The following is a 22,843-nucleotide window of genomic DNA, read 5'->3' on the forward strand; positions in this document are numbered from 1 at the left end:
TGTATTTGGACCCTTCTTTGGGGTTGGGTATTGGTGGTTCATGCAGTACTGTATCTATATCCCCGCTTATGAAAGAGTTGTTGGATGAGTTTGGTAGCTATCCTGAGTGCTATGATGAGCAGGGAGAGCAAGGGCGGCTTTCGGAGTTAATTATTGATCAATTGCGTGTGCTAAGTGTTGTTGAGCACGATTTATTGCATCCGGTCAATCCAGTGCTAAAGGAGCTTTGCAGTTTGGCTGCCAGTGATCCGAAGGTGTGCTTTGATCTGGAGCATGCTTGCAAGACGATTGGGGTGGGCAGAAAGCATCTGAACAGAATTTTACGAAGTGAGACAGGTGTGACGTTCAGAGAGTGGGGGCGAAGAGTGCGACTGATGCGGGCTTATTTGATTTTGGATCAAGGGGGAAGGTCTACAGATGCGGCACTTGAAGTTGGGTATAATTCGCTGTCTGCATTTAGTTTGTCTTTTTTTAAGTTTTTTGGTGTTAATCCTAATATGGTGAAACGGGATTGATATCATTTTTTTGTTCGCGTGTGGGAAACGGAAGGCATAGTTGACTTTTAGCCGTGGACGTAATTTTCCAAGTTGAGTGTCTGCAGGTTTAGCTAAATCCAGCCCTCGCTGTAAAATGAAAGGAACTGGGTAGAAAACTCCTCGGTTAGCTTCTGTTGCGAGCTTTTGCTAGAACGAATCACGAGAAATCCTGTATCAATCTTCACAGACAGTGGGCGTACTTCAAGTCCTTTTTCCACGAAGTCCAAAGCTGTGGGGGGATCAACGATGCTCACACCAAGCCCTTGTGCAACCAGTGCGCAAGCGGTATATGACAAGCTCGTTTCTAACCGCATAACTCTTGGGACTTGAGCCAAGGCGATCTGCACGCCAGCAGAAAAAATCGTACCTGGTCGGGGCGCGATAAATCGTTGGCCTTCAAAATCTTTTGGAGTCACGATCTCAAGGTCGGCCATGGGATGGCTACTTGGCATGACGGCAACTGAGTCCATATTCACAGATTGCATCTCAACGCCGTGCGGATTGAGTGGTCCTTCGGCGTAGCCAATATCAACTTGGCCAGCTGAAACCATTTCTACAACTTGACTGGATGGGACCCCCAGAATACTGATCTGGAGGTTCGGCCTCTCCCGAAGAAAATTGGCCAAGAATTTCGGCAGCAGCGTGTTTGCCACCGCCGGCATGGCCGCAATTCGTAATGAGCCAGCCGTGTTTTCCCTGATCCCGGCTGCCAAACGACTGATCCGATCGAGACCGATAAACGACCGGTCTACCTCGGGAATCAGAGCATGCGCTTGTGGTGTTGGGATCAATTGACTGCCGCGCCTTTCGAAGAGGGGTAAACCAACGGCTTCCTCAAAGTCCCTTATTAGACGGGTCACTGCTGGCTGAGTCACTGACATCAGGTTGGCAGCTCCCGTCATGCTGCCTGTTCGCATCACGGCGTGGAATGCCTCTACCTGACGGTGATGGATACGCATGATTCACCTCATAACATTTACGCATACTGAAGGAGGGTATTTTTGATTTTGAATTATGCTCGAGCCGTGCGAAATTGCAAAAAAATTAAACAGAACAACAAAGAAATCGCGCCGTGTCGGCGCCAGTAGCTGCAAGCATCCTGCCGAATGATCCACCCAGAGAAGCGCGCTGTCGCCCGTGGAGTAATACCGTGAATTTTTTTGAAGTAATGAGCTTCGGTAACCAGGGATGGGCGGCCGATATGCTGCTCGCCGCCTTGATGACGTGCGCGATATCGGTTTGCGGATTCCTATGTGGATCGGTCATTGGCTGCCTTGGTTGCTGGGCGAAGCTGTCACGGTCTTACCCCTTGAGATGGATGGCCGACGTGTACACCACCGTTCTGCGTGGGGTCCCCGATCTCTTAGTCATCTACCTCTTTTACTTCGGTAGCAGCATGGTGCTGACCGAGTTGGCTCAGTCCCTGGGATTCAAAGGTTTCATGGGACTGCCCGGATTTTTGGTAGGCGTAGTCGCTATCTCTGTAATCAGCGGTGCGTACCAACTGGAAGTCCTTCGCGGAGCAGTGAATAGCGTTGCTGTCGGCAGCATCGAGGCCGGCCGGTCCTTGGGCTTGGGAAAATTCCAGCTGTTCTCACTGATCATCGCCCCCCAAGCGTTAAGGCTTGCTCTACCGGGCCTTGGCAACGTCTGGCTATTGGTTCTGAAAGACTCAGCCCTGATCAGCGTAGTTGGCCTAATTGAGCTCATGCGCCAATCGCAGATCGGCGCGGGTGCTACCCATCAACCCTTCCTTTTCTACTGCACTGCCGCTGCTCTGTATTTCGTGATTAGCGCTTTCAGCAGCCATTTGATTGCTCGGCTTGAGCACAAGCTCAACAAGCCGATGAGGAGAGCATGATGGACTTCGCATTCCTGCTTGAGTGTTTCAAGCGTCTACTGGCCGGCATTCCCCTCACACTGGCTTTATCGCTGTTTTCCTGTGCAATCGGCTTGGTACTGGCCTCGGTGATCTGCGCAATGCGTTTGTCCAGAAAGGTGTGGTTGGATTATCCCGCCCGCAGTTTTGTAGCTGTGTTTCGCGGCACTCCGCTGCTGGTTCAGCTGTTTGTCATTTATTACGGCCTTAGCCAGTTCGCTTGGCTCCGCGAAAGCTTTGCCTGGCCGTATCTCAGAGAGCCTTTCTGGTGCGTTCTAGCAGCATTGGCTTTGAACACTGCGGCTTACTCCAGCGAGATTCTTCGAGGAGGAATCAATTCGGTTCAGCAGGGGCAGATTGAATCAGCGCATTCTGTTGGGTTGCGGAAGGATCAAATTTGGCGCTATGTAATCATTCCACAAGCGTGGCGCCAGATGCTGCCTGCCTACGGCAACGAAATAATCCTACAAATTAAATCTACCTCCCTCGCTTCGATTGTCACCCTGATGGAGGTGACAGGCATTGCAGCGAAGCTGGTGTCACAGAGTTATCGGCCGATCGAGGTCTTCGTTTGTGCCGGTGCGTTGTACCTGCTGTTGAACTTTATAGTCACTCGCGTAGTGATATTGATGGAATCCCGGCTCACACGGGGTGTGCGGCGCTGAATAATTTAGCAGCATAAATCTGCCAAATCTAAATTGAGGAAGCTTGCCATGCGATTTAAAAGCCTGACGTTGAGTGCAATTATTCTTTCCGGTGTATGTGCATCGTTCGCTAATGCCGAAGACTCTCAAGTAATCAGAATTGCCACTGAAGGTGCCTATGCCCCTTGGAATTTTGTAAAACCGGGTGGGCAACTCGACGGCTTCGAAATCGAGCTGGCTCGCGACCTGTGTGATCGCATGAAAGCCAAATGTGAGATCACTGCGCATGATTGGGAGGGCCTGATTCCATCGCTGAACAGCGGGAAAATCGACGCAATCATGGCTGGCATGAGCATTACACCAAAACGCCAAGAGGTGATTGGATTCAGTCGCCCCTATGCAGCTCCACTCAATGGTTTCCTGGTGCTGGATAGCAGCAGCCTTTCCAGATTACCTGGTGAATCCAAGAGCATCGACCTCGACAAAGATGAGCCCGGAGCCGAGGCTGTTATCAAAGAAATGGCGCCCCTCTTGAAGGGCAAGGTAATCGGTGTACAAGGCTCGACTACAGCGTCTGGCTTCGCGGAAAAGTACCTCTCCAAAGTTGTTGAGGTTCGCGAATACAAGACGGTGGACTCTCACAACATGGATTTGATGAGTGGTCGCATTGATGCGGTATTGGCTAACGCAGTAGTCCTCAAGCTGGCAACTCAGGACGCCTCCATGAAAGGTGCCGATATGGCTGGCCCAGTTTTTTCTGGTGGGGTTTTTGGCCCTGGTATTGGGATTGGGTTGCGCAAGTCTGATGCAGACTTGAAGGCAAAGTTTGATGAGGCCATCACTGCGGCGGTCAAGGATGGCACGGTGAAGCAGCTTTCCGAAAAATGGCTGAAATTCGACGTAACTCCTCTGGAATAACGCAAATATTCCGGGCAGAGCGGAGCGGCAATTTATGAGTGGTGTAACGATCATTGTGGGCGGTGGATTGGTCGGATTGGCGACTGCCTACGGCCTTGCCTGCAAGGGGCAGAGAGTTCGGCTCCTGGATCAAGGCGATACTGCCCTTCGAGCGGCACGAGGGAATTTCGGACTCGTTTGGGTTCAGGGCAAAGGCTACGGAATGCCTGCCTATGCACGATTGACACTCCGTTCTGCAGCACGGTGGCCCCGACTTGCCAGCGACTTGCTGGCAGAAACAGGGATCGACGTTTATCTGCGACAGCCGGGCGGGTTCACCCTTTGCTTGAGCCAAGAGGACATGGCTGAAGAGGCACGGCAACTGCACTGGCTACGTGAAGCACTGGAGGGCGAGTACAGGTTTGATGAGCTGGGTCCTGAAGATCTACGTAAACGCTTGCCTGGTATTGGATCAGATGTAGTGGGTGCTTGTTATTGCCCTGAAGATGGCCACATCAACCCGCTGCTGCTGCTCAAAGCACTCACCTCGGCAGTTCAACGACGCGGTGTGAGCTTGGAGACTGGCTGTGATGTCCAGAAGATCGAAGCTATAGGATCGGGGTATCGGTTGACCGGCAACGGCCGCACTTGGGAGGGCGACCGAGTTGTGTTGACCGCAGGACTCGGCAACCAGTCACTTGCTGAGCAAGTCGATATATCTCTTGGGCTATCTCCTAATCGTGGGCAAATTCTGATAACTGAACGTCTGCCTCACTTCTTGGATTACCCCACCAACTATGTTCGTCAGACGAACGAAGGAACCGTCCAGCTTGGATATTCAAATGAATCCACAGGCCTGAATGACGGCGTCAGCGCCCACGTTATGTCTGACATTGCGCATCGAGCAGTCGCGTGCTTTCCAAGACTGGCCAACGTCCAGCTTGTCCGGGCGTGGGGTGCGCTTAGGGTACTCACTCCTGACGGGTTCCCAATTTACCAGCGGTCTCCAAGCATGCCTGGTGTCTTTGCGCTCACCTGCCACAGCGGTGTGACTCTGGCAGCAGTACATGCATATGAAGTGGCGCCGTGGATCGCAGGTGGGCCGCCACCTTACGAGCTTGAAGCATTCAGCGATCAGCGGTTCAAGGATCCTGACTATGAGGTAACCTCCAATGGCCACTAGCCCGTTGTTTCGATCTCTGGATGCACGCTCATCCGAGGTTGTCATTGAGTTTGACGGAAAGCTGATCAGTGTCACCGATGACACGAATTTGGCTGCTGCCCTTCTCGAAGCTGGCGTCGATGTCACCAGAAGGACAGCCGTGAGCGGGGCCCCTCGCACGGCCTACTGCATGATGGGTGTCTGTTTTGAGTGCCTGGTTGAAATCGACGGAGTCTCCAGACAGGCCTGCCAAGTGCGGACTCAAGCTGGTTTAAAGGTCAAAACCCATTGCCCAGCGGCGACCCAAGGTGGCATTCATGGCTAACCACGTGCAGGTAGTAGTTTTGGGCGCTGGCCCATCCGGCATCGCGGCCGCAATGCGGCTACACGCTGAAGGCGTGAAAGTACTGGTGCTTGATGAGCAGGCGACTCCTGGCGGGCAAATCTACAGAGAAGTAAGCCTTGCCTCCCCAAAACGTAAAGAACTCCTAGGCAAAGACTATGCGGCAGGTAATGCTGCCGTTGTCGCCTTCATGGAAAGCGGGATCGGCTACGTTCCAAGTGCCTCTGTATGGCTTGTAACGGCTGAGCGCGAGGTGCACTTCCGTGTCGCGGGAGAGACTCGTGTCGTTTCTGCAGACCGCATCTTGTTCTGCAGCGGCGCTTACGAGCGCCCGATGCCCGTTCCTGGTTGGACTCTTCCTGGCGTCATGACAGCGGGAGCAGGCCAGATCCTTTTGAAAACAGGGGCGCGGGTACCCAACGGAGCCGTGGTACTCGCAGGTACAGGCCCGTTACTGTACCTGCTGACTATTCAGTACTTGAAAGCCGGTGTGAAAATTGAAGCCCTTGTGGACACGAGTACTCGCAGCGACTTCATCGCCGCAGCTCGCTACTTGTCTGCTGCATTGCCGGCTTGGAAACAGCTCTACAAGGGCATCTCTTTGATGGCCCAAATTCGCCAGGCGGGCATTGATTGGTATCAGGGCTCAACTGACATTCAGATCGAAGGCAAAGACAAAGCCGAAGCTATTAGCTTTACCCACAAAGGTGCGCAGCATAGGTTGGACTGCGACCTGGTACTTCTGCATCAAGGCGTAGTGCCAAACACCCATCCAACGCTGTCCATCGGAGCGGAACATCGTTGGGATGAGGGCCAAGTCTGTTGGGTTGCCAAGCAGGATGAGTGGGGAGCGCTGAGTGTTCCCGGCTTCTTCATCGCAGGGGATGGTGCCGGAGTGAATGGCGCGGAAGCAGCAGCTTTGCAGGGCCGGCTGGTGGGGTTAGGCATTGCAATTTCTCTTGGAAAACTGACGCCCAATGCCGCAGAACCAGAGGCAAGAAGTATTCGTCGTGCCTGGCATAAGTTCCGAGGTATTCGTCCGATGCTCGAACGGCTGTATCGCCCCACTCAAAGTCTACTGCTTCCTGCCGATGACACCATCGTTTGCCGATGCGAAGAGGTCACTGCGGGCGCCATTCGCCAATACGCAGCGCTTGGATGTCAGGGCCCGAATCAAACCAAAGCATTTGGCAGGTGCGGTATGGGCCCCTGCCAAGGTAGGCAATGCGGTCTGTCCGTAACGCAAATTTTGGCGGATGCCCGGCACGTGCCGCCTTCCGAGGTCGGCTATTATCGGATCCGCCCTCCAATGAAGCCGATAACCCTCGCCGAGCTGGCCAACGAAAAATAAACAGGAGCAGACCTATATGACTTCAATCAATCGTATAGAGAGCAACGCTCGCTTGAGCCGAGCAGTCGTTCACAACGGCGTAGTGTACCTCGCAGGCATCACCGCTACTGACTGCACTCAGGACATTCGAAGCCAGACACGCGATGTATTGCAGAAGATCGAAGAGCGATTGGCTCAGGCAGGAAGCGATAAGAACCATATCTTATCCGCCCAAATCTGGTTGGCGAATATCGTTGAGGACTTTGATCCGATGAACGACGAGTGGAGCAACTGGCTTGGATCCGCTGGTCGGCCTGCACGCGCTACATGTCAGGTAGCCTTTGATGATCCCTCTTTGTTGATCGAAGTGATCATCACCGCTGCCGTCAGCTAAAACTGAAAGTTGCTCTGCAGGACCAGGGCAGATCATTTACGTCATCCAGAATTTTCGATGCACCTTGCAGAATGTGACGTGCACAAAGATAAAAATAAGGTATCTTATGTCCATCTTCTCAGAAGCGGCATCCTGGAATTCAAGTAGCAGCGCTCAGCCTGCCGGCGATGCAGAAGCTGAGCCAAAACTCAGTATCACAGGCCTCTGCAAAAACTATGGAGAGCACCAGGTCCTCCGTGGTGTATCACTTCATGCCGATAAAGGAGATGTTATCAGCCTTATTGGTGCTAGTGGCTCGGGTAAAAGCACACTTCTGCGGTGCGTGAATTTTCTTGAACAGCCGAATGCTGGAAAAATCAAACTGGATGAGTATTGTTTGGAGACCGGAGGCACCGCAGGCAAACAAAATCTGCCTAAGGCTAGAGAGCTCCAGAAGCTTCGCTCTAGGTTGGCCATGGTGTTTCAGCACTTCAATCTATGGAACCATATGACGGTCCTGGACAATGTGTGCCTAGGTCCTCAAAAAGTATTGGGAATCTCCCGACAAGAAGCGGTAAGCCGAGCCGAGAAGTATCTCGAAAAAGTAGGTCTTCCAGCTCGTACGGCCCAGCAGTACCCATCGTTTCTTTCCGGTGGGCAGCAGCAACGCGTGGCCATTGCTAGGGCATTGGCCATGGAGCCTGAGGTGCTACTTTTTGATGAGCCTACCTCAGCGCTCGATCCAGAGCTGGTGGGCGAGGTCCTGAAAGTTATCAAGTCGCTCGCTGAGGAAGGTAGGACTATGCTGATGGTCACTCATGAAATGGCTTTTGCGCGCCAAGTATCAAACAAAGTTGTATTCCTTCATCAGGGATTGATTGAAGAGCAAGGTAACGCCTCCATCCTTGATGCGCCACAAAGTGAAAGGCTGCAAAAGTTTTTGTCAAATAACTTAAAGTGAGACGCGGCGATATCAGCTGGGCTTGCCATTTAAGTATTAACGAACATCAATGAGATAGAGCTCTGTTATGTCCATCGTGCCAAACTTTCAATCTTACGATGCTAGATCCAACAGGGCTTCTAAATCATCGACTAGGCAGGAATTGCAATTTATCAACGGGATGCCCTCCCGCTTACTACTAGTGATCGAGCCTAGATCGAGCGAATTTTTGATTGCGAGTGGTGCATCGGTCCTTGTATTGGTCGAGCATCAATCAACTGAGCAGCCTATAGAGGTTGAGTACCTTCCCGGAGGCATGGTGGTGTACACGAGCGAAAGTGGCCAGGTCGAGGTGTACCAAAATGGTCGTCGACTCAGCCAGGGTAATCAGACTCGTACCATGGCCAACAAGCTTAGCCGTTAGCAGTAGCCTCTTTTTATTGCTACGGTCTGGTAGAAGCTTCTACAACGGCAGGAAGGTTTTGGGGCAGCGGTTGTTAACCGAAGAGCTCTGCACAGTTCTCTTAAATTTCTGATGCGAGTGCAAGATTATGATCCTGAGCAAATTCGTATGTACGGTGCTAACCATAGCACTCTGTGCTAGCAATAGCTTGTCTATGGCCAGTGAAAAAGCTCTGCGGATTGGCATTGAAGCAGCTTACCCTCCATTCGCCTACAAGACACCAGACAACAAGCTGGCTGGATTTGACTACGATCTGGGCCAAGCGCTTTGTGCCAGGCTAGCAGCGAAGTGCGAGTGGATTGAAATGGAATTTGATGGACTGATCCCAGCGCTCAAAGTAAGGAAAATTGATGCAGCAATATCGTCGGTCTCTATCACTCCAGCACGAGCCAGATCCGTTGATTTCACAAACAGCTACTATCGGTTGCCTGCAAAGTTGGTCACCCGAAAGGATGGCGGAATCAAGATTGCCCCTGACGATTTGAAGGGAAAGCGTATCGGCGTCCAGCGGGCATCAAACTTCGATCGTTATGCAACGGAAGTTTTCGGAAAAGCAGGTGCTGAAGTTGTCAAGTACGGCACGCAAGGCGAGGTTTTTCTTGACTTGGCAGTTGGGCGCTTGGACGCGTCGCTCGCCGGCGCCCTTGTCATTGAGGATAGTTTTTTGAAAACGCCTCAAGGTGCCGGCTACTGTATGCTCGATCAAAACTTTATGGATGAGGCTTACTTTGGTACTGGTGCCGGAATCGCGACTCGGAAAAGTGATCCATTGGTAGGCGAGTTGAATGATGCATTAGCGGCCATAAAACGGGATGGCACTTATGACAGAATTCAAAAAAAGTATTTCCAATACGATATTTCAGGTGAAAACTAATAGCTTAGTCGCCAGTAAGCACTGTGTGATCGCATGAAAGCCAAATGTGAGATCACTGCGCATGATTGGGAGGGCCTGATTCCATCGCTGAACAGCGGGAAAATCGACGCAATCATGGCTGGCATGAGCATTACACCAAAACGCCAAGAGGTGATTGGATTCAGTCGCCCCTATGCAGCTCCACTCAATGGTTTCCTGGTGCTGGATAGCAGCAGCTTTTCCAAATTGCCTGGTGAATCGGGCAAGAAGTGATTCATTCTCGGCGCCAGGAGTATCCGGAGCGGGTCATCAAGCGTGTGGTTGATCAGCTAGGCGAGCAGGGCAGCCTTCAGTAATGACTGGCTCAAGTTGCAAGCCTGTGAAATTGAGTCCAGAATCAAGGCTATTCCCATTTCGGGGATGGTCGAAAACCCTTTGCTTTCAACAGCTCGCAGGCCCGATGCGAGTCTCGTTTCCCGCTCCAATCAGTTTCTGATTAAATTTCGGCCGTTGGAGTTCGAAGGATTGTTTCAAGACGGTCGCCCAATATGTTCCATGCCTCATTCTTCTCCTTGGCATAGTCATAATGCAGATAATGCCGGCGTACCTTTGAGCCTCCCAGCAGGTGATTCTGGCAACGATCAATGATTTCTAGTGTCACTCCGAGCTCCTGCATCATGGTCGCTCCTGTGCGACGCAAATCATGCGGAGTCCATTCGCCTTTGTTACCTTGGCTTAGTACCAGTGAGTCGTCGTGATGTCGGCCAGATAGAGGCTTGCTGCGATTTTTGAAGCGGCATTGCCGGTCTCCGATCAGCTTGCTGACTGTTTTGGTATCCACATGACTGCGTTCGTCATTGCTGGGAAAGCAGAACGGGGTGTGGCCTGTTTCTTCTCTAAGGCGTTTGAATTGGTTCAGCGCGAATGATGATAGGAATACATGGTGATCCTGCCGTTTACCTTTATGGCCTTTGGTGGCTTCTGCTGGAATGAACCAGGTGCCGTTCTCTAGATCGACATGTCGCCATTCGGATTTTAGGAGCTCTCCAATGCGACAGAGCGTGCTAAGGCAGATCCAGACTGCGCATTGCACGCGGGAATTCACAGGTCGGATACCGGAGTATTTCTTACCAGCGGGCAAGGCATCATACTCACACACCAGGCGAGTGAAAATTTGTTGCAGCTCTTGGATTTCGTCAGTGGATAGAAGGCGATCGCGCTGCTCCTGATAGTCATGATCAAGGAGCTTATTGACGTCAATCAGGTCGGCGGGATTACCGTCGACCATCAAGGTGCGCCACGGCTTGCGTTTCTCGGCCCATCTCAGCATCTGACCTATGTCTTTGCTGCGAATAACGACGGTACGGTTTAGACCGCGGGCTTTGATCGAGCGCAGGAGGGCGAGCAGGTCTTTTTCAGTGATGGTTCGCAGTGGTTTATCGCCAATAACTGGTAGCACGTCTTTGGAAAAGCTGCGGCGCAGTTCTGCGTTGTCGTCCTGGCGAGATACCCCGTCGCGCATCCACTCTTCAAAAAGGTCGGTGACCGTTTTGTTTTCTGCAGCCTGACGTTCGGCTTCAGCAATGGTTGCGGCGACCGCAGCTTGAGCCTCGATCTTAGCTGCCTTGCGGGCAATGGCGGGTTCTATACCTTTAGTAACGCTCGCCCTCACTTCGTCTCGTTCAGCACGAATCTGCGCTAGCGATTTTTTGGGCCAGCTGCCCAGGCGCTGATCGCGTTTGGCTCCGCCCATTTTGAACTCATAGCGGAACAACGCTGTAACGCCGCGCACACCTGCACGAACTTTGGCGGTCAGGCCACCCTCTTCACGGAGCGTTTTGCCATCATCGGCGGGCGTGAGTGCTTCGAGTTGCTTCACTGTGATCTTTGCCAATGTCTACCCCTAGCCAAGGTCGATTACCTTGGAATTTTGCCCCACTTTTGCCCCACCGAATCGCTTGGCTAAGGGTGGATGCTGTTGGACCTGAATAGATCACAATATAGTCCGTAGGCCTTGTATTTACTAGCCTGAAGGCTATCCGTGACGGGCTGCAGCATTCCATGGAAATACACTGAATAAGCGCATGGGGTGCAAGGGGTCGAGTGTTCGAATCACTCCGTCCCGACCAAAATACTCCAAGAAATCCAAGCACTTACGAGTGCTTGGATTTTTTTATGCCCGCTGTTTTTTATGGCTGATCAAAAATGATCGTTCTGGTTGCCAATTGGTTGCCAATTGAGATTGGCTTGCAAGCGGTGGAGGATTAGTATCGGTTAGGAGGCGCAGTGCTATCAGCTTCATGCGCGCTGCGTGGATGACGGCGCTGGTCAATAGGGCGGGGAGTGCCTATGGAGCTGATTCGCTGCTTGGCGAGAGCCTCAAGGGTCCGCTCAAGTCTGACGCCAGATTGAGGTTTACTGTCCAGAAAACTGTGAGGCAAAGCACGGTGCTGGTAAGTCGCGCATGTGGAAGCGAATAAAAAATAGAGGGTTAGGTGCGTGGCTAAAAAGCAGAATGTGCTGCTCTGCTGGGTGGGTGGCAACGACCTCAAGGCACTATCAGGAACTGATGCTGGGCCTGTACTTTCGACGCTGAGAGCAGAGTCTTTCGATCAGGTTGAATTGCTTTCTTCTTACCCGGCTGAGCAGGTTGAGCCCTACCTGGCCTGGCTGCGTGAGCAGGTAAATTCGCAGGTCAATCTCAGCTATGAATCGCTCACGTCCCCAGTGCATTTCGGAGATATCTACCAGGCTGCCAATGCACACCTAAAGCGGCTGCATGTCCCTGGCACACAGCTATCCATTCTGCTCAGCCCCGGCACCCCAGCCATGCAGGCGGTTTGGATTCTGCTAGGCAAGACCCGCTATTCAGTCACCTTCTACCAGTCCTCGTTAGAGCAGGGTGTGCAGAAGGTCGAGGTGCCATTCGAGATCGCGGCGGAATATGTGCCGGCAGCCAACACCATTACGGGTGACAAGCTGCTTCAGCTTGCTGACGGCCAGGCCCCAGTCAACGCGGCCTTTGACAGCATCGTTACTCAGAGTGAGCGCATGCTCAGGCTCAAGGCGCAGGCGCAGGTTCTTGCTCAAAAGCAGGTGCCTGTCCTGATCTATGGCGAAACGGGCACTGGCAAGGAGTTATTTGCCAGAGCGATTCACAATGCCAGTCCTCGTTCATCGGGGCCATTTGTTGCGGTCAATTGCGGCGCTATCCCCCCGGAGCTGATTGACTCCACATTGTTTGGTCACCGCAAAGGCGCATTCACGGGCGCTGTTGAGAGCCGTGCCGGTGTTTTCCAACAGGCTGATGGTGGAACCCTGTTCCTGGACGAGTTTGGTGAGCTGACTCCTGATGCCCAGGTGCGTTTGCTGCGGGTGCTGCAAGAGGGTGTGGTGACTCCGGTAGGGGATAGCCAGGAAGTCAGAGTGAATGTGCGATTTGTTACCGCTACTCACCGCAACCTGATGCAAACCGTCGCAGAAGGTGGTTTCCGGGAGGACCTTTTCTATCGCGTTGCCATCGGAGTCCTGCATCTACCGCCATTACGCGAGCGCGAGGGTGATCTGCTGATGTTGGCCGATTCTCTGTTGAGTAAGGTTGTTGCCGCTGACCGAAAACTGACCCAGTTTCGCCCATTGTGCTGACTGAAAACTGACCCAGGTGTTCCACTGTACCTGCTCAATTTTTGAGCAGGAGAACACAGGGTGATCAGCATGGAAATGATGGGCAAAATTCGGCGGATGTATTTCCGCGACAAGCTGTCGTTGCATGAGATAGCCAAGCGCACCGGCCTGTCGCGCAACACCATCCGAAAATGGGTCAGAGCGTCGGAGTCCAAGCAGCCGGTTTATCAGCGTCGAGCCGTGTTCAACAAGCTCAGTCCCTTTCACGAGATGTTGGAGCAGGCGCTGCGGGCTGATGCCTTGAGGGCCAAGCAACATCGTCGCAGTGCCAAGGCGCTGCTGGCCATGATCCGCGCTGAAGGCTATGACGGCGGCTACAGCCAGCTCACTGCCTTCGTTCGTCATTGGCGCGGAGAGCAAGGCAAGGCGGTACGGGCATTTGTGCCGTTGGCGTTCGCATTGGGCGAGGCCTTCCAGTTCGATTGGAGCGAGGAAGGCCTGCTGATTGGCGGTGTTTTCCGACGTGTCCAGGTCGCGCACATGAAGCTATGTGCCAGCCGAGCCTTCTGGCTAGTGGCCTATCCCAGCCAAGGGCATGAAATGCTGTTCGATGCCCATACCCGCTCATTCGCCGCCATGGGCGGCGTGCCGCGTCGCGGCATCTACGACAACATGAAAACGGCGGTCGACAAGGTCTCCAAGGGTAAAGGCCGCACGGTCAACGCTCGCTTCATGGTGATGTGCTCGCACTACCTGTTCGACCCGGACTTCTGCAACGTAGCGTCCGGCTGGGAAAAAGGTATCGTCGAAAAGAATGTCCAAGATAGTCGGCGCCGCATCTGGCTGTCTGCCTGCGACAATACCTTCCATAGCTTCGAAGAGTTGAATGCCTGGCTTGCCCAGCGCTGTCGGGCTCTGTGGCACGAGCTGATCCATCCGCAGTACAACGGCCTCACCGTTGCAGAAGTCTTAGAACTGGAGCGCGTCGAAATGATGCCGATGCCGACGCCTTTCGACGGTTATGTAGAGCGCACGGTTCGCGTTTCCAGCACCTGTCTGATCAACGTGGCCCGCAACCGCTATTCAGTACCCTGTGAGCGTGTTGGCCAGTGGGTCAGCAGTCGGCTCTATCCCTCGCGAATCGTCGTGATTGCCGATGATGGTGTGATTGCCAGCCACGAGCGCCTGTTTGATCGCGATCAGGTCAGCTACGACTGGCAACACTATATCCCCCTCATTGAGCGTAAACCGGGAGCCCTACGCAATGGTGCCCCGTTTGCCGACCTACCCAAGCCACTACGCCTGCTCAGGCGCGAGCTGCGGCGGCATCTACAGGGTGATCGGGTCATGACCCAGGTCTTGGCCGCCGTGCCCGTCGCTGGCCTGGATGCTGTCCTCGTAGCGGTTGAGCTGGTTTTGGAATCTGGCAGCCTGAGCGCTGACCACATCCTCAATATCGTGGCCCGTCTGACCGCCCGTGAAGCACCACCCTCGGTCGAAACCAACCTGCAACTGAAAGTTACCCCTATCGCCAATACCGCGCGCTATGACCGGTTGCGCAGCACAGATGAGGAGGTGCGCAATGCGTGATCTTACAGAGGAACTCAAAGACTTACGCCTGCACGGCATGGCCACTGCCTGGGCAGATCTGGCCGCACAAGGTGAATCCACCACCGCCTCATCGAAATGGCTGATCGAGAATCTCCTCGATCAGGAACACGCCGACCGGGCAGTGCGCTCGGTACATCATCAGATGAATATGGCGAAACTGCCCATGCACCGCGATCTTGCTGGCTTCGACTTCGGTGTATCCAGCGCTGATGCCCGGCTGATCAAGGAACTGTCCACTCTGACCTTCACCGACACAGCTCAAAATGTGGTGTTCATCGGCGGCCCTGGCACCGGTAAAACGCACCTCGCCACCGCCCTGGCGGTGGCCAGCATCACCCAACACAACAAGCGTGTACGCTTCCACTCCACGGTCGATCTGGTCAACCTGCTGGAGCGTGAGAAGCACGAGGGTAAGACAGGGCGTATCGCCCGAGGACTACTGCGTGCAGATCTGGTAATCCTTGATGAGCTTGGCTACCTACCTTTCAGCCAGAGCGGCGGGGCCTTGCTGTTCCACTTGCTCTCTAAGCTTTACGAGCACACCAGTGTGATCATCACCACCAACCTCAGCTTCGCCGAATGGTCGAGCGTATTTGGCGACGCCAAGATGACCACGGCCTTGCTCGACCGATTGACCCACCACTGCCACATCGTCGAGACGGGGAATGAATCGTACCGCCTGCAAAACAGCACCTTAGTGGCCAAGACCAAGATCCAGGCGAGGGAGCGCAGGCGACAGGATATCGAGGAGGCGGAGGACGACCCGTTTTGACCTCTTTGGGCTGGCCTTGCTGAGTGCAGGGTCAGCACTTTTACGACGCTGTCGACTGCTAGGCTTATCCACAATTGCCGGGGTCTAAATCGGCAAGCAGCCCTGGGTCATTTTTCAATCGGCAGGGTGGGTCAATTTTCAATCAGCGCCGACAGGTGGCATCGACGATGGTGCCCTGGCGCAACGACAGGCCCTTGTCGCGCAGGTAATTGTTGATGGTTTCCAGAATCCCCGAGGCCAGTTCGTGCTTCTCCAGCAGGTGCCGGAAATTCATGATTGTCGTGTCTTCGGGGATCGGAGCACTGAGCGTCAGACGAGCGAACTGGCGCATCGAAGTGATCTCGTACAGCGCCTCTTCCATGGCGGGATCGCTCAAAGAGAACCAATTCTGCAGCAGGTGAATGCGCAGCATGGTTTCCAGAGGATAAGGCTTGCGGCCACCGCCAGCCTTTGGGTAGTGAGGCTCGATCAACGCCACCAGTCCACTCCACGGTACCACCTGTTCCATCTCGGCCAGGAAACGCTCGCGACGGGTTTGCTTGCGCTTGCCGGCGTACTCGAAATCGGAAAAGCTCATCTGACTCATGGGATGGCGGACTTGTAGAAGGCAGTTGGACGGAGGGCTATTTCAGCACAGGTCAGATGGCCTGTGCTGACTTGATCGGAGAATCCCTAATTCGCCCAGTCTAGGGGGCTATAGATCGCCAGTCATCAGTAGCTCTCTCAGTATGCTGAGATTTTTCCTGATTTCAGCTTCTACCTTTCCAGAATAATCAAGTGCCTCAAGCGTATTCTTTGTTTGGTTCATTGCCTCTGCTATTATATCAATGGCAGTTTTTCTTGATGCTGCCATATTTTCTAGAGTCTGTTCCCCTGCATTTAGCATTGTTACGATATCTTGTTTGCTTAACTTATCATAATTCACGTTACGGAGTTGCTCTAGTATTAACTCTTGATCCGACATATATGATCCTCTTTATTATTATCGATTTGTTGTTTATGATAATATTAATTATTTCATTGTTCCAGAAAAAAACAGCTGGGATAGTGTATCATAAAAAATATATTTCGAGCGAATGGGGAAAGTCGGTCGAGCCATGCGCATAACCAATCCATGGCATTGGACGCACAGTATATCGTTACCGGTGGATAAATGAATTAACCGCTCAATCCACTAGGTTGCGACGACGCAATCAGTTCGTGGACGGTGCGGTTTATCTATTACCCCCTCTAGATAAATGAGCAGGGACAAACTTCGCCACCCAAGATAGCACTTTTTCTACCGGCATGGGTTTCGCAATACCATAGCCTTGCGCTACATCACAACCTAGGTTCATCAGCAACACTTCGTGCTCAACCGTTTCCACCCCTTCAGCAATAACCTCGCGGTTAAACGATTTCGCTAGGCCGATGATCGCCTTAGTCAGCCCCAAGCTGTCTTTATCGATGAGTATGTCGCGTATAAAAGATTTGTCTATCTTGATTGACTGCGTGGGCAGTTGTTTAAGGTAGCTCAGCGATGAATACCCGGTTCCAAAGTCGTCCAACGAAAATGTCACACCCAGATCCTGGCAAGCAATGAGGCACTGAGTGACATGTGGTAAGTGTTCTATCGCCACTGATTCGGTAATCTCAATATCCAACATCTGCGGCAAAACATTAGGGTGGCTGTCCAGCAAAAACTTTAGGGACTTTACAAAGTTTTCTTTTTTCAAATGTAATGCTGCAATGTTTACACTCACAGACCACGAATGACCCAAGTCCGCCCATTGTTCTATTTGACTGAGCGCCTGATCTATGACCCACTCGCCGATCTCCACGATCAGATCGCTCTGCTCAATCAACGGTATAAAATACTGCGGTAATATAAGTCCATCTCGCGGATGCTGCCAACGCAATAGTGCTTCAAAACCAATCACTGCCCCACTGCCCAAACTTATTTTTGGTTGATAATGCAAGCATAACTCACCATCATGTAACGCTTGGCGAACCCGTATTACGGTATCAAAAGCTGATTTATCCATCTTATCTTTTGATACATCAAACAAATGGAAACAGTTACGGCCACTTTGTTTGGCCTTATACATAGCCTGATCGGCATGACGTAGCAGTGTATCGGCATTCTCATTATCGTTTGGATAGAGCGTCACACCGATACTGACGGAAATATTAATGCCTATGCCATCGATGATGTAGACCGCGGAAAGGGCAGCTAAAAGCCTCTGCAGGGCGCTTTCCAACACCTTGGGATCCCGCACACCCAAAATCAGCACGAACTCATCGCCTCCCAAACGGGCTACGGTATCTTCGATACGCATACTATGTTTCAGGCGATCAGCCACCGCCACTAACAGACGATCACCTATCTCGTGGCCATAGCGGTCGTTAATCTGCTTAAACCCATCGAGATCAAGCACGCCCACGGCAACCGTGCTGGGCTGGCTCTTTGCTTTGACAATAGCCTGATCAAGCGCTTTGGACAGCAAAAAACGATTTGGAAGACCCGTCAGCTCGTCGTGCTCAGCCTGCCATTGCAAGGTTTCCAGAAACTTCCGCTTTTCGGTCACATCGAAACGAATGGAAACGTATTTCTGCACCCGCTGGCTGGCATCATCGTACATGGGTACAATGGTGCTCTCTACCCAATACAGGCTGCCATCCTTTTTACGGTTGCAAATTTCACCTTTCCATACCTGCCCACGTGAAACTTTTTTCCACATATCAATAAAGAACTCAGGGGGATGCTGCCCTGAGTTTAGTATGCGGTGGTTTTGCCCAATCAACTCCTGTGCGCTATAGCCAGAAATATCACAGAACTGTTCATTGACATAGGTGATTATTCCGGATTTATCGGTTTCCGAGAAAATTGCTGCCGCATCCACCGCTGCACGGTATCTTGCACTCATATATAAACCTAATTCACCAAAATAGTCATAAGGTCACTACCTGTTGAACCGTTCAACCAACGAGTTTAAACCACGGGATGTACTTTCAAGTTCGCGGCCACGAATCACGGCGGAGTTAGCATTCTTCGCTGTTCTCTCAACCGTTCCCGCTACGTTATTAATCTGCCGAGCAATATCTTCAGCGACACTAGCCTGCTCTTCTGAAGCGGCTGCCATTTGCTGGCTCATACCACTGATCCGTTCAACAGCATCGCGAATGCCTTGGAGAGCACACTGCGCCTCTATAACTTGCTGTACACCGTGGTCGGCCTCGCGAATACCGAGTTTGGCAATGCTCACAGCCTCATCTGCGCCTTTTTTAAGGGTTTCAATGACGCTTTGAATTTGTTGAGTCGATACGCGGGTTTTAGCGGCCAAGGCCCGGACTTCATCAGCTACTACCGCAAAACCACGACCCTGCTCACCAGCCCTAGCCGCTTCAATTGCAGCGTTGAGAGCGAGTAGGTTGGTTTGATCAGCAATGGCTTGAATCACCCCCGCAGCAGCCATAATTTGCTGGGTTTCATTGGCAAGGTAATCCACAGCAGTGCTGATATTCGTGACGGTACTGGCCAGCAACTGAATGGCCTCACGGGAAGTACCGGCGACTTTATCACCTTGTTCAGCCAGTTCATTTGCTGCTTGCGCTTCCATGGCGGTTTTTTGAACATGCCCTGCCACTTCGTTGATTGAGGCCGCCATCTCCGTCATGGCGGCTGCCGTCATGTCCGTTTCCGCTCGCTGCTCCAGCAAGGCATTTTCAGTTTGGTTCGAGAGTAAGGAGGAATGCGCAGCGGCTTCAGCCACTTGGCTGGCCAGATCGCTTAGCCGAGTCAGTGCGGTTTTAAGGCGTGCATCCTCACTAATCAATATCATTTCCAACTGCGCTGAAGGGCCATACGTATCGCTGTAAGTGATGGCGCTAATCGGATCTGAAAAAGCGTCAGGGGCGCATTTCATGATATGACTCAACTGATGTTCCAGCCGCGTATAGGACCACCATCCTGTAACGAGAAAGAGCACGGCAGTTACCGCTTGTGCTGCCAGGCTTGGCAGCACGCTAGCCGCACCTATTGCCAACGCAGCCGCAGTTGCAGGTAAGACCATCCTCCTCATGAATGCCGCATAATGACGATTTTGGGGAATGGAATTTTTACCTGCACGCAACCGGTCATACAGCTTTTGTGCGCGATCAATTTGCTCCCGAGTCGGCTTGACTCTAACGGACTCGTAGCCTGTTAAGCGGCCATCTTCGAGAATAGGTGTCACATACGCACTGACCCAATAGAAGTCACCATTCTTGCAGCGATTCTTGATGATACCCATCCAGCTTTTGCCAGCCTTCAGATAGCCCCACATCAGCCCGAAAACAGCTGGAGGCATGTCGGGATGACGAACCAAATTGTGCGGACTGCCCAACAACTCTTCACGAGAATAGCCACTTATTCTCATAAACTCGTCATTCACATAGGAAATATTCCCATTCGTATCCGTGGCAGAGATCAATCGCTGCTGGATTGGAAATATTTGTTCAACGGTTGTGACAGGCAGGTTCGAGCGCAAGATGAGTCTCCATGAGTAATAATGGTATTATGCCATAAGGCGTGACTAAGGAAACTCCGAACAAGTTGCTCATCAGTCGGAAATGGGCGGCTTAGGGATGCCGAAAAGCCCGATTTCAGACGCTGATTATTGGATAACCAAGGCAAAGCCTTGGTTATCCGGACTCACGGGCGCACCTCTCCCGCACCAGACAATAATTGGCGGCGTGCCATCCACAGAGTCGACATTTGACGCCAGGTTCAATCCAGCTCCGCAGCAGCGGATCAGGAAGCGGATCAACGGGGCGGCCAAGATAAATACCAGCAGAAGCACCATCGCAGCCGGATCTGGCAATCATGGATTAGCTGAAGGCGTTCAGGACAGCCGGCACAGGCGGGTAAGTCGTCTGCCCACTTGATCTACCGAATAGCTTTTACCAGCAAGGCCACCGCAACCACTGCAGATACGATGGCAAACCCTTTTTGTAAGTTTGGCCCCGACAGCTTGGCAGCGACCAAGCGCCCGCAGATCATGCCGGCTAATGCTCCAATGGAAAATGGGATGGCAACTGCCCACTGCAAATGCCCAGTTGCCGAGCTTGCAGCAACGCCGGAAATTGAAACCAGCGCAATAACGGCTAGAGACGTTGCAAGCACTGACTGTGCTGTCAAATTGGTGTATCGCTGGAGCGCCGGCACCATCACAAAGCCGCCGCCCACGCCGAGCAAGCCAGAGAGCCCACCCGCGACAATGCCGGAAACGGTGAGAGCCCATGCACAAGGCCTCGTCCAGTTAAGCTTTCCTCGGTTCACGTCCAACTGACAAGGCGGTGGTTTGGATGTGACGGGGGGCTTCGACTCCGAGGAGCATGCGAGCGATCGTTGATAGACCCGGAACGCAACGTACATCAGCACGATGGCAAACATGATCGTCAACGGACGGTTAGGCGTGCGCTGCGCCAGCCAGAGACCAAGTGGAGAACAGACGATCCCCGCACCTGCAATTAAAAGCGCCGCTTTATAGCGGACGGTGCCATTTTTGAGTCCCATCACGGCACCCAGGGTCGCGGCTAAACCGACAGCCAGTAAACCAATTGGCCCAGCCTCCGCCATGCTCAACCCCACTCCAAACACCAGCAATGGAACAGCCAGTATTCCTCCGCCAGCGCCGGTCAGCGCCAGAATAACGCCAACAGTAAGCCCGAGCAGTAAGACGATGATCATCTCAGTCTCCTTGCTTTCAGATCTGATTCACAGGTCAGCCAACTCGGGTTTCGCCATCCACTCACGGCCCTTGAGCATTCCCTTCCAGTACAGGGGAGGAAGAAGTCGCTCCTTGAGCAGCCACGCCAGCCTCGTTGGCCGTGTACCGTCAATCAGCCAGGACGGGAAGCTGGGAGCGACCTTTCCACCATAGGTGAACTCAGCCAATACGATCTTGCCGCGCTCAACCGTCAGCGGGCAGGAGCCATAACCGTCGTAATGGGCGCCACCTTTCGCTTTGCCCATTGCAGCCAACACATTGTGGGCAACGACTGGCGCCTGCTTGCGGGCTGCTGCAGCGGTTTTTGCGTTGCTGGAGTTGGCGGCGTCTCCCAGCGCGTGAATATTTACCCAGGTTTTATGGCGCAGAGTGGCGGGGTCGACATCAATCCAACCAGCTGCGTCAGCTAGAGGGCTGACCCGAACGAAATCCGGCGCAATCTGCGGTGGCACTACATGAAGCAGATCGAAGTCTCGAGTAACAAGATGGGCGCTGCCATCCGGGTTGACGCAGTTGAACGTCGCAGTCCGCGCAGGCCCATTCACGCTGGTGAGGGTGTTGCCGAAATTCAGGTCGATACCATAGGCCTTGATGTATTCCATCAGTGCGGGCACGTAGTCGGGAACGCCGAACAGCACCGCGCCGGCGCTGCAAAACTCGATCTCGACTTTGTCCAATACACCGGTACGTTTCCAGTGATCAGCAGAGAGGTACATGGCTTTTTGCGGAGCCCCGGCACATTTGATCGGCATGGGCGGTTGCGTGAAAATGCCTCGGCCACCCCGCAGTTGCTGCACCAGTTCCCACGTATAGGGGGCAAGCTGATACAGGTAGTTTGAAGTCACGCCGTTGCGGCCAAGGGTGTCCGACAAACCTTCGATTGCATGCCAATTGAGCTTGAGGCCAGGGCACACGATCAGTTGCTCGTATTTGACGACCCTGCACCCTTCAAGAACGACGGCATTTCTCTCGGGTTCGAAAGCGGCGACCGCCGACTTGATCCAATGCACACCGCGAGGGATGGTCGAGGCCATCGTGCGGGCAGTTTGTGGCGCATCGAAGACACCACCGCCGACAAGTGTCCAGCCAGGCTGGTAGTAGTGCACATCGGCCGGGTCGATGATGGCAACGTCGAGTCCAGGTTCTCGTGCAAGCAAACTGGAAGCAGCCGCGATACCTGCCGCACCGCCTCCGATGATGACCACGGCATGCTGCGCCTCGGCCAGTTCGACCGGCGTGCGCCCCTGATTCGCGATCCGGCGAATGACGCCTTTCATATCGAACCCGGCTTTTTTGGCCGTCTCAACGATGTATGGCAGGGGTTGTCGACCCGCTTGTGACAGTGCCCACATCGTTGTCGAGCGCATACCGGAACGGCAATAGGCCAATACCGGTTTTGGAAGCGTTTCAAAGAGCTTGCCGAAGGCAATACCTTGCTCATCGGTCACTTTGCCTGATTCAGCAGGAAGGTAGTGCGCCTCAATACCGATCGCTTGGGCCGAACGTTTGATTTCGGCAAACAAGGGCTGATCGCTGCCTTCACCATCGGGCCGGTTACATATAATGGCGCGAAAACCAGCTTCTTTCAGTCCAGCCAATTGGTCGGGAAAAATTTGCTCTGATACAGACAGTCCAGGCACAAGGCAACGAATGTCCATGAGGGTCT

General features: G+C 53.1%; 21 protein-coding genes and 2 pseudogenes. 14 read left to right on the plus strand and 9 right to left on the minus strand.

The window, feature by feature from the left end; translation table 11 throughout:
* The coding region (locus ACF8MI_RS26035) for a helix-turn-helix domain-containing protein (RefSeq protein WP_392518082.1) at nucleotides 1-515 on the plus strand (515 nt) is incomplete at its 5' end.
* A 92-nt stretch (nucleotides 516-607) separates the two neighbouring features.
* Here ACF8MI_RS26035 and ACF8MI_RS26040 read toward each other — a convergent pair.
* A complete protein-coding gene (locus tag ACF8MI_RS26040) occupies nucleotides 608-1,495 on the minus strand; it encodes a LysR substrate-binding domain-containing protein (protein ID WP_103436913.1) in 888 nt (295 codons plus the stop codon).
* 191 nt (nucleotides 1,496-1,686) lie between these two features.
* On the opposite strand from ACF8MI_RS26040, the gene ACF8MI_RS26045 reads away from it, so the two are divergent.
* The 10 genes from ACF8MI_RS26045 (at nucleotide 1,687) to ACF8MI_RS26090 (ending at nucleotide 9,693) form a co-directional block, all read left to right on the plus strand.
* Nucleotides 1,687-2,397: an ABC transporter permease subunit gene (locus ACF8MI_RS26045; protein WP_219811698.1), complete on the plus strand. Its 711-nt coding sequence runs from the start codon at nucleotides 1,687-1,689 to the stop codon at nucleotides 2,395-2,397.
* The gene (locus ACF8MI_RS26050; protein WP_103436915.1) at nucleotides 2,397-3,080 is read left to right on the plus strand and encodes an ABC transporter permease; all 684 of its coding nucleotides are present in this window, start codon (nucleotides 2,397-2,399) and stop codon (nucleotides 3,078-3,080) included. Before ACF8MI_RS26045 ends, ACF8MI_RS26050 begins: the two co-directional genes overlap by 1 nt.
* A gap of 48 nt (nucleotides 3,081-3,128) precedes the next feature.
* Nucleotides 3,129-3,977: a lysine/arginine/ornithine ABC transporter substrate-binding protein gene (locus tag ACF8MI_RS26055; protein WP_103436916.1), complete on the plus strand. Its 849-nt coding sequence runs from the start codon at nucleotides 3,129-3,131 to the stop codon at nucleotides 3,975-3,977.
* A gap of 34 nt (nucleotides 3,978-4,011) precedes the next feature.
* The gene (locus tag ACF8MI_RS26060) at nucleotides 4,012-5,139 is read left to right on the plus strand and encodes an FAD-binding oxidoreductase (RefSeq protein WP_103436917.1); all 1,128 of its coding nucleotides are present in this window, start codon (nucleotides 4,012-4,014) and stop codon (nucleotides 5,137-5,139) included.
* A complete protein-coding gene (locus ACF8MI_RS26065; protein WP_103436918.1) occupies nucleotides 5,129-5,443 on the plus strand; it encodes a (2Fe-2S)-binding protein in 315 nt (104 codons plus the stop codon). The genes ACF8MI_RS26060 and ACF8MI_RS26065 overlap by 11 nt, the downstream gene beginning before the upstream one ends.
* Nucleotides 5,436-6,812, plus strand: coding sequence for an FAD-dependent oxidoreductase (locus ACF8MI_RS26070; RefSeq protein WP_392518085.1), 1,377 nt, complete (start codon nucleotides 5,436-5,438; stop codon nucleotides 6,810-6,812). The genes ACF8MI_RS26065 and ACF8MI_RS26070 overlap by 8 nt, the downstream gene beginning before the upstream one ends.
* Nucleotides 6,813-6,828: 16 nt before the next feature.
* Nucleotides 6,829-7,185 (plus strand): RidA family protein, encoded by a 357-nt coding sequence (locus ACF8MI_RS26075; protein WP_103436920.1) that lies wholly within the window; start codon nucleotides 6,829-6,831, stop codon nucleotides 7,183-7,185.
* Between the two features lie 106 nt (nucleotides 7,186-7,291).
* On the plus strand, nucleotides 7,292-8,125 hold the full coding sequence (locus tag ACF8MI_RS26080; protein WP_103436921.1) for an ABC transporter ATP-binding protein: 834 nt from the start codon (nucleotides 7,292-7,294) through the stop codon (nucleotides 8,123-8,125).
* Between the two features lie 596 nt (nucleotides 8,126-8,721).
* Nucleotides 8,722-9,441 carry a transporter substrate-binding domain-containing protein gene (locus ACF8MI_RS26085; protein ID WP_392518086.1) on the plus strand — a complete coding sequence of 240 codons (720 nt, stop codon included), beginning with the start codon at nucleotides 8,722-8,724 and terminating at the stop codon, nucleotides 9,439-9,441.
* Between the two features lie 21 nt (nucleotides 9,442-9,462).
* Nucleotides 9,463-9,693 carry a transporter substrate-binding domain-containing protein gene (locus ACF8MI_RS26090; RefSeq protein ID WP_305777708.1) on the plus strand — a complete coding sequence of 77 codons (231 nt, stop codon included), beginning with the start codon at nucleotides 9,463-9,465 and terminating at the stop codon, nucleotides 9,691-9,693.
* A 223-nt stretch (nucleotides 9,694-9,916) separates the two neighbouring features.
* Here the strand turns inward: ACF8MI_RS26090 and ACF8MI_RS26095 are convergent, their stop codons facing one another.
* Nucleotides 9,917-11,314: a tyrosine-type recombinase/integrase gene (locus ACF8MI_RS26095; protein WP_392518087.1), complete on the minus strand. Its 1,398-nt coding sequence runs from the start codon at nucleotides 11,312-11,314 to the stop codon at nucleotides 9,917-9,919.
* 605 nt (nucleotides 11,315-11,919) lie between these two features.
* On the opposite strand from ACF8MI_RS26095, the gene ACF8MI_RS26100 reads away from it, so the two are divergent.
* The 3 genes from ACF8MI_RS26100 (at nucleotide 11,920) to istB (ending at nucleotide 15,427) form a co-directional block, all read left to right on the plus strand.
* Nucleotides 11,920-13,065, plus strand: coding sequence for a sigma 54-interacting transcriptional regulator (locus tag ACF8MI_RS26100; protein WP_200928550.1), 1,146 nt, complete (start codon nucleotides 11,920-11,922; stop codon nucleotides 13,063-13,065).
* A gap of 69 nt (nucleotides 13,066-13,134) precedes the next feature.
* Nucleotides 13,135-14,634 carry an IS21 family transposase gene (gene istA / locus ACF8MI_RS26105; RefSeq protein WP_166525001.1) on the plus strand — a complete coding sequence of 500 codons (1,500 nt, stop codon included), beginning with the start codon at nucleotides 13,135-13,137 and terminating at the stop codon, nucleotides 14,632-14,634.
* Complete coding sequence (gene istB / locus ACF8MI_RS26110) at nucleotides 14,627-15,427, plus strand: IS21-like element helper ATPase IstB (RefSeq protein WP_200928549.1); 801 nt, start codon at nucleotides 14,627-14,629, stop codon at nucleotides 15,425-15,427. Before istA ends, istB begins: the two co-directional genes overlap by 8 nt.
* 154 nt (nucleotides 15,428-15,581) lie before the next feature.
* Here istB and ACF8MI_RS26115 read toward each other — a convergent pair.
* From ACF8MI_RS26115 to ACF8MI_RS26145, 7 genes and pseudogenes are all read right to left on the minus strand, one after another.
* Nucleotides 15,582-16,013 (minus strand): annotated as a pseudogene (locus ACF8MI_RS26115) (IS5 family transposase); the annotation flags it as partial.
* 108 nt (nucleotides 16,014-16,121) lie between these two features.
* Nucleotides 16,122-16,391, minus strand: coding sequence for a hypothetical protein (locus tag ACF8MI_RS26120; RefSeq protein ID WP_012274344.1), 270 nt, complete (start codon nucleotides 16,389-16,391; stop codon nucleotides 16,122-16,124).
* A gap of 250 nt (nucleotides 16,392-16,641) precedes the next feature.
* Nucleotides 16,642-18,333, minus strand: coding sequence for a bifunctional diguanylate cyclase/phosphodiesterase (locus tag ACF8MI_RS26125; protein ID WP_200928548.1), 1,692 nt, complete (start codon nucleotides 18,331-18,333; stop codon nucleotides 16,642-16,644).
* Between the two features lie 36 nt (nucleotides 18,334-18,369).
* Complete coding sequence (locus ACF8MI_RS26130; RefSeq protein WP_371918259.1) at nucleotides 18,370-19,488, minus strand: methyl-accepting chemotaxis protein; 1,119 nt, start codon at nucleotides 19,486-19,488, stop codon at nucleotides 18,370-18,372.
* Nucleotides 19,489-19,656: 168 nt separating this feature from the next.
* Nucleotides 19,657-19,839 (minus strand): annotated as a pseudogene (locus tag ACF8MI_RS26135) (PAS domain-containing protein); the annotation flags it as partial.
* Nucleotides 19,840-20,333: 494 nt separating this feature from the next.
* Nucleotides 20,334-21,137: a sulfite exporter TauE/SafE family protein gene (locus tag ACF8MI_RS26140; RefSeq protein WP_041167218.1), complete on the minus strand. Its 804-nt coding sequence runs from the start codon at nucleotides 21,135-21,137 to the stop codon at nucleotides 20,334-20,336.
* Between the two features lie 27 nt (nucleotides 21,138-21,164).
* The gene (locus ACF8MI_RS26145) at nucleotides 21,165-22,835 is read right to left on the minus strand and encodes a bifunctional protein tyrosine phosphatase family protein/NAD(P)/FAD-dependent oxidoreductase (RefSeq protein WP_070087347.1); all 1,671 of its coding nucleotides are present in this window, start codon (nucleotides 22,833-22,835) and stop codon (nucleotides 21,165-21,167) included.
* Nucleotides 22,836-22,843 lie beyond the last annotated feature (8 nt).

Origin of the sequence: Pseudomonas sp. yb_9, from assembly GCF_043103635.1 — a bacterium.
GTDB classification, from domain to species: Bacteria; Pseudomonadota; Gammaproteobacteria; order Pseudomonadales; family Pseudomonadaceae; genus Aquipseudomonas; species Aquipseudomonas monteilii.

What these genes read in the sequence shown, in the direction of transcription:
- ACF8MI_RS26075 (WP_103436920.1), top strand. Translation starts at nt 6,829, where the DNA reads ATGACTTCAATCAATCGTATAGAGAGCAACGCTCGCTTGAGCCGAGCA.
- ACF8MI_RS26060 (WP_103436917.1), top strand. Translation starts at nt 4,012, where the DNA reads ATGAGTGGTGTAACGATCATTGTGGGCGGTGGATTGGTCGGATTGGCG.
- ACF8MI_RS26065 (WP_103436918.1), top strand. Translation starts at nt 5,129, where the DNA reads ATGGCCACTAGCCCGTTGTTTCGATCTCTGGATGCACGCTCATCCGAG.
- ACF8MI_RS26050 (WP_103436915.1), top strand. Translation starts at nt 2,397, where the DNA reads ATGGACTTCGCATTCCTGCTTGAGTGTTTCAAGCGTCTACTGGCCGGC.
- ACF8MI_RS26145 (WP_070087347.1), bottom strand. Translation starts at nt 22,835, where the DNA reads ATGGACATTCGTTGCCTTGTGCCTGGACTGTCTGTATCAGAGCAAATT.
- istB (WP_200928549.1), top strand. Translation starts at nt 14,627, where the DNA reads ATGCGTGATCTTACAGAGGAACTCAAAGACTTACGCCTGCACGGCATG.
- ACF8MI_RS26085 (WP_392518086.1), top strand. Translation starts at nt 8,722, where the DNA reads ATGGCCAGTGAAAAAGCTCTGCGGATTGGCATTGAAGCAGCTTACCCT.
- ACF8MI_RS26120 (WP_012274344.1), bottom strand. Translation starts at nt 16,391, where the DNA reads ATGTCGGATCAAGAGTTAATACTAGAGCAACTCCGTAACGTGAATTAT.
- ACF8MI_RS26125 (WP_200928548.1), bottom strand. Translation starts at nt 18,333, where the DNA reads ATGAGTGCAAGATACCGTGCAGCGGTGGATGCGGCAGCAATTTTCTCG.
- ACF8MI_RS26140 (WP_041167218.1), bottom strand. Translation starts at nt 21,137, where the DNA reads ATGATCATCGTCTTACTGCTCGGGCTTACTGTTGGCGTTATTCTGGCG.
- ACF8MI_RS26080 (WP_103436921.1), top strand. Translation starts at nt 7,292, where the DNA reads ATGTCCATCTTCTCAGAAGCGGCATCCTGGAATTCAAGTAGCAGCGCT.
- ACF8MI_RS26040 (WP_103436913.1), bottom strand. Translation starts at nt 1,495, where the DNA reads ATGCGTATCCATCACCGTCAGGTAGAGGCATTCCACGCCGTGATGCGA.
- ACF8MI_RS26070 (WP_392518085.1), top strand. Translation starts at nt 5,436, where the DNA reads ATGGCTAACCACGTGCAGGTAGTAGTTTTGGGCGCTGGCCCATCCGGC.
- ACF8MI_RS26055 (WP_103436916.1), top strand. Translation starts at nt 3,129, where the DNA reads ATGCGATTTAAAAGCCTGACGTTGAGTGCAATTATTCTTTCCGGTGTA.
- ACF8MI_RS26130 (WP_371918259.1), bottom strand. Translation starts at nt 19,488, where the DNA reads ATGAGGAGGATGGTCTTACCTGCAACTGCGGCTGCGTTGGCAATAGGT.
- istA (WP_166525001.1), top strand. Translation starts at nt 13,135, where the DNA reads ATGGAAATGATGGGCAAAATTCGGCGGATGTATTTCCGCGACAAGCTG.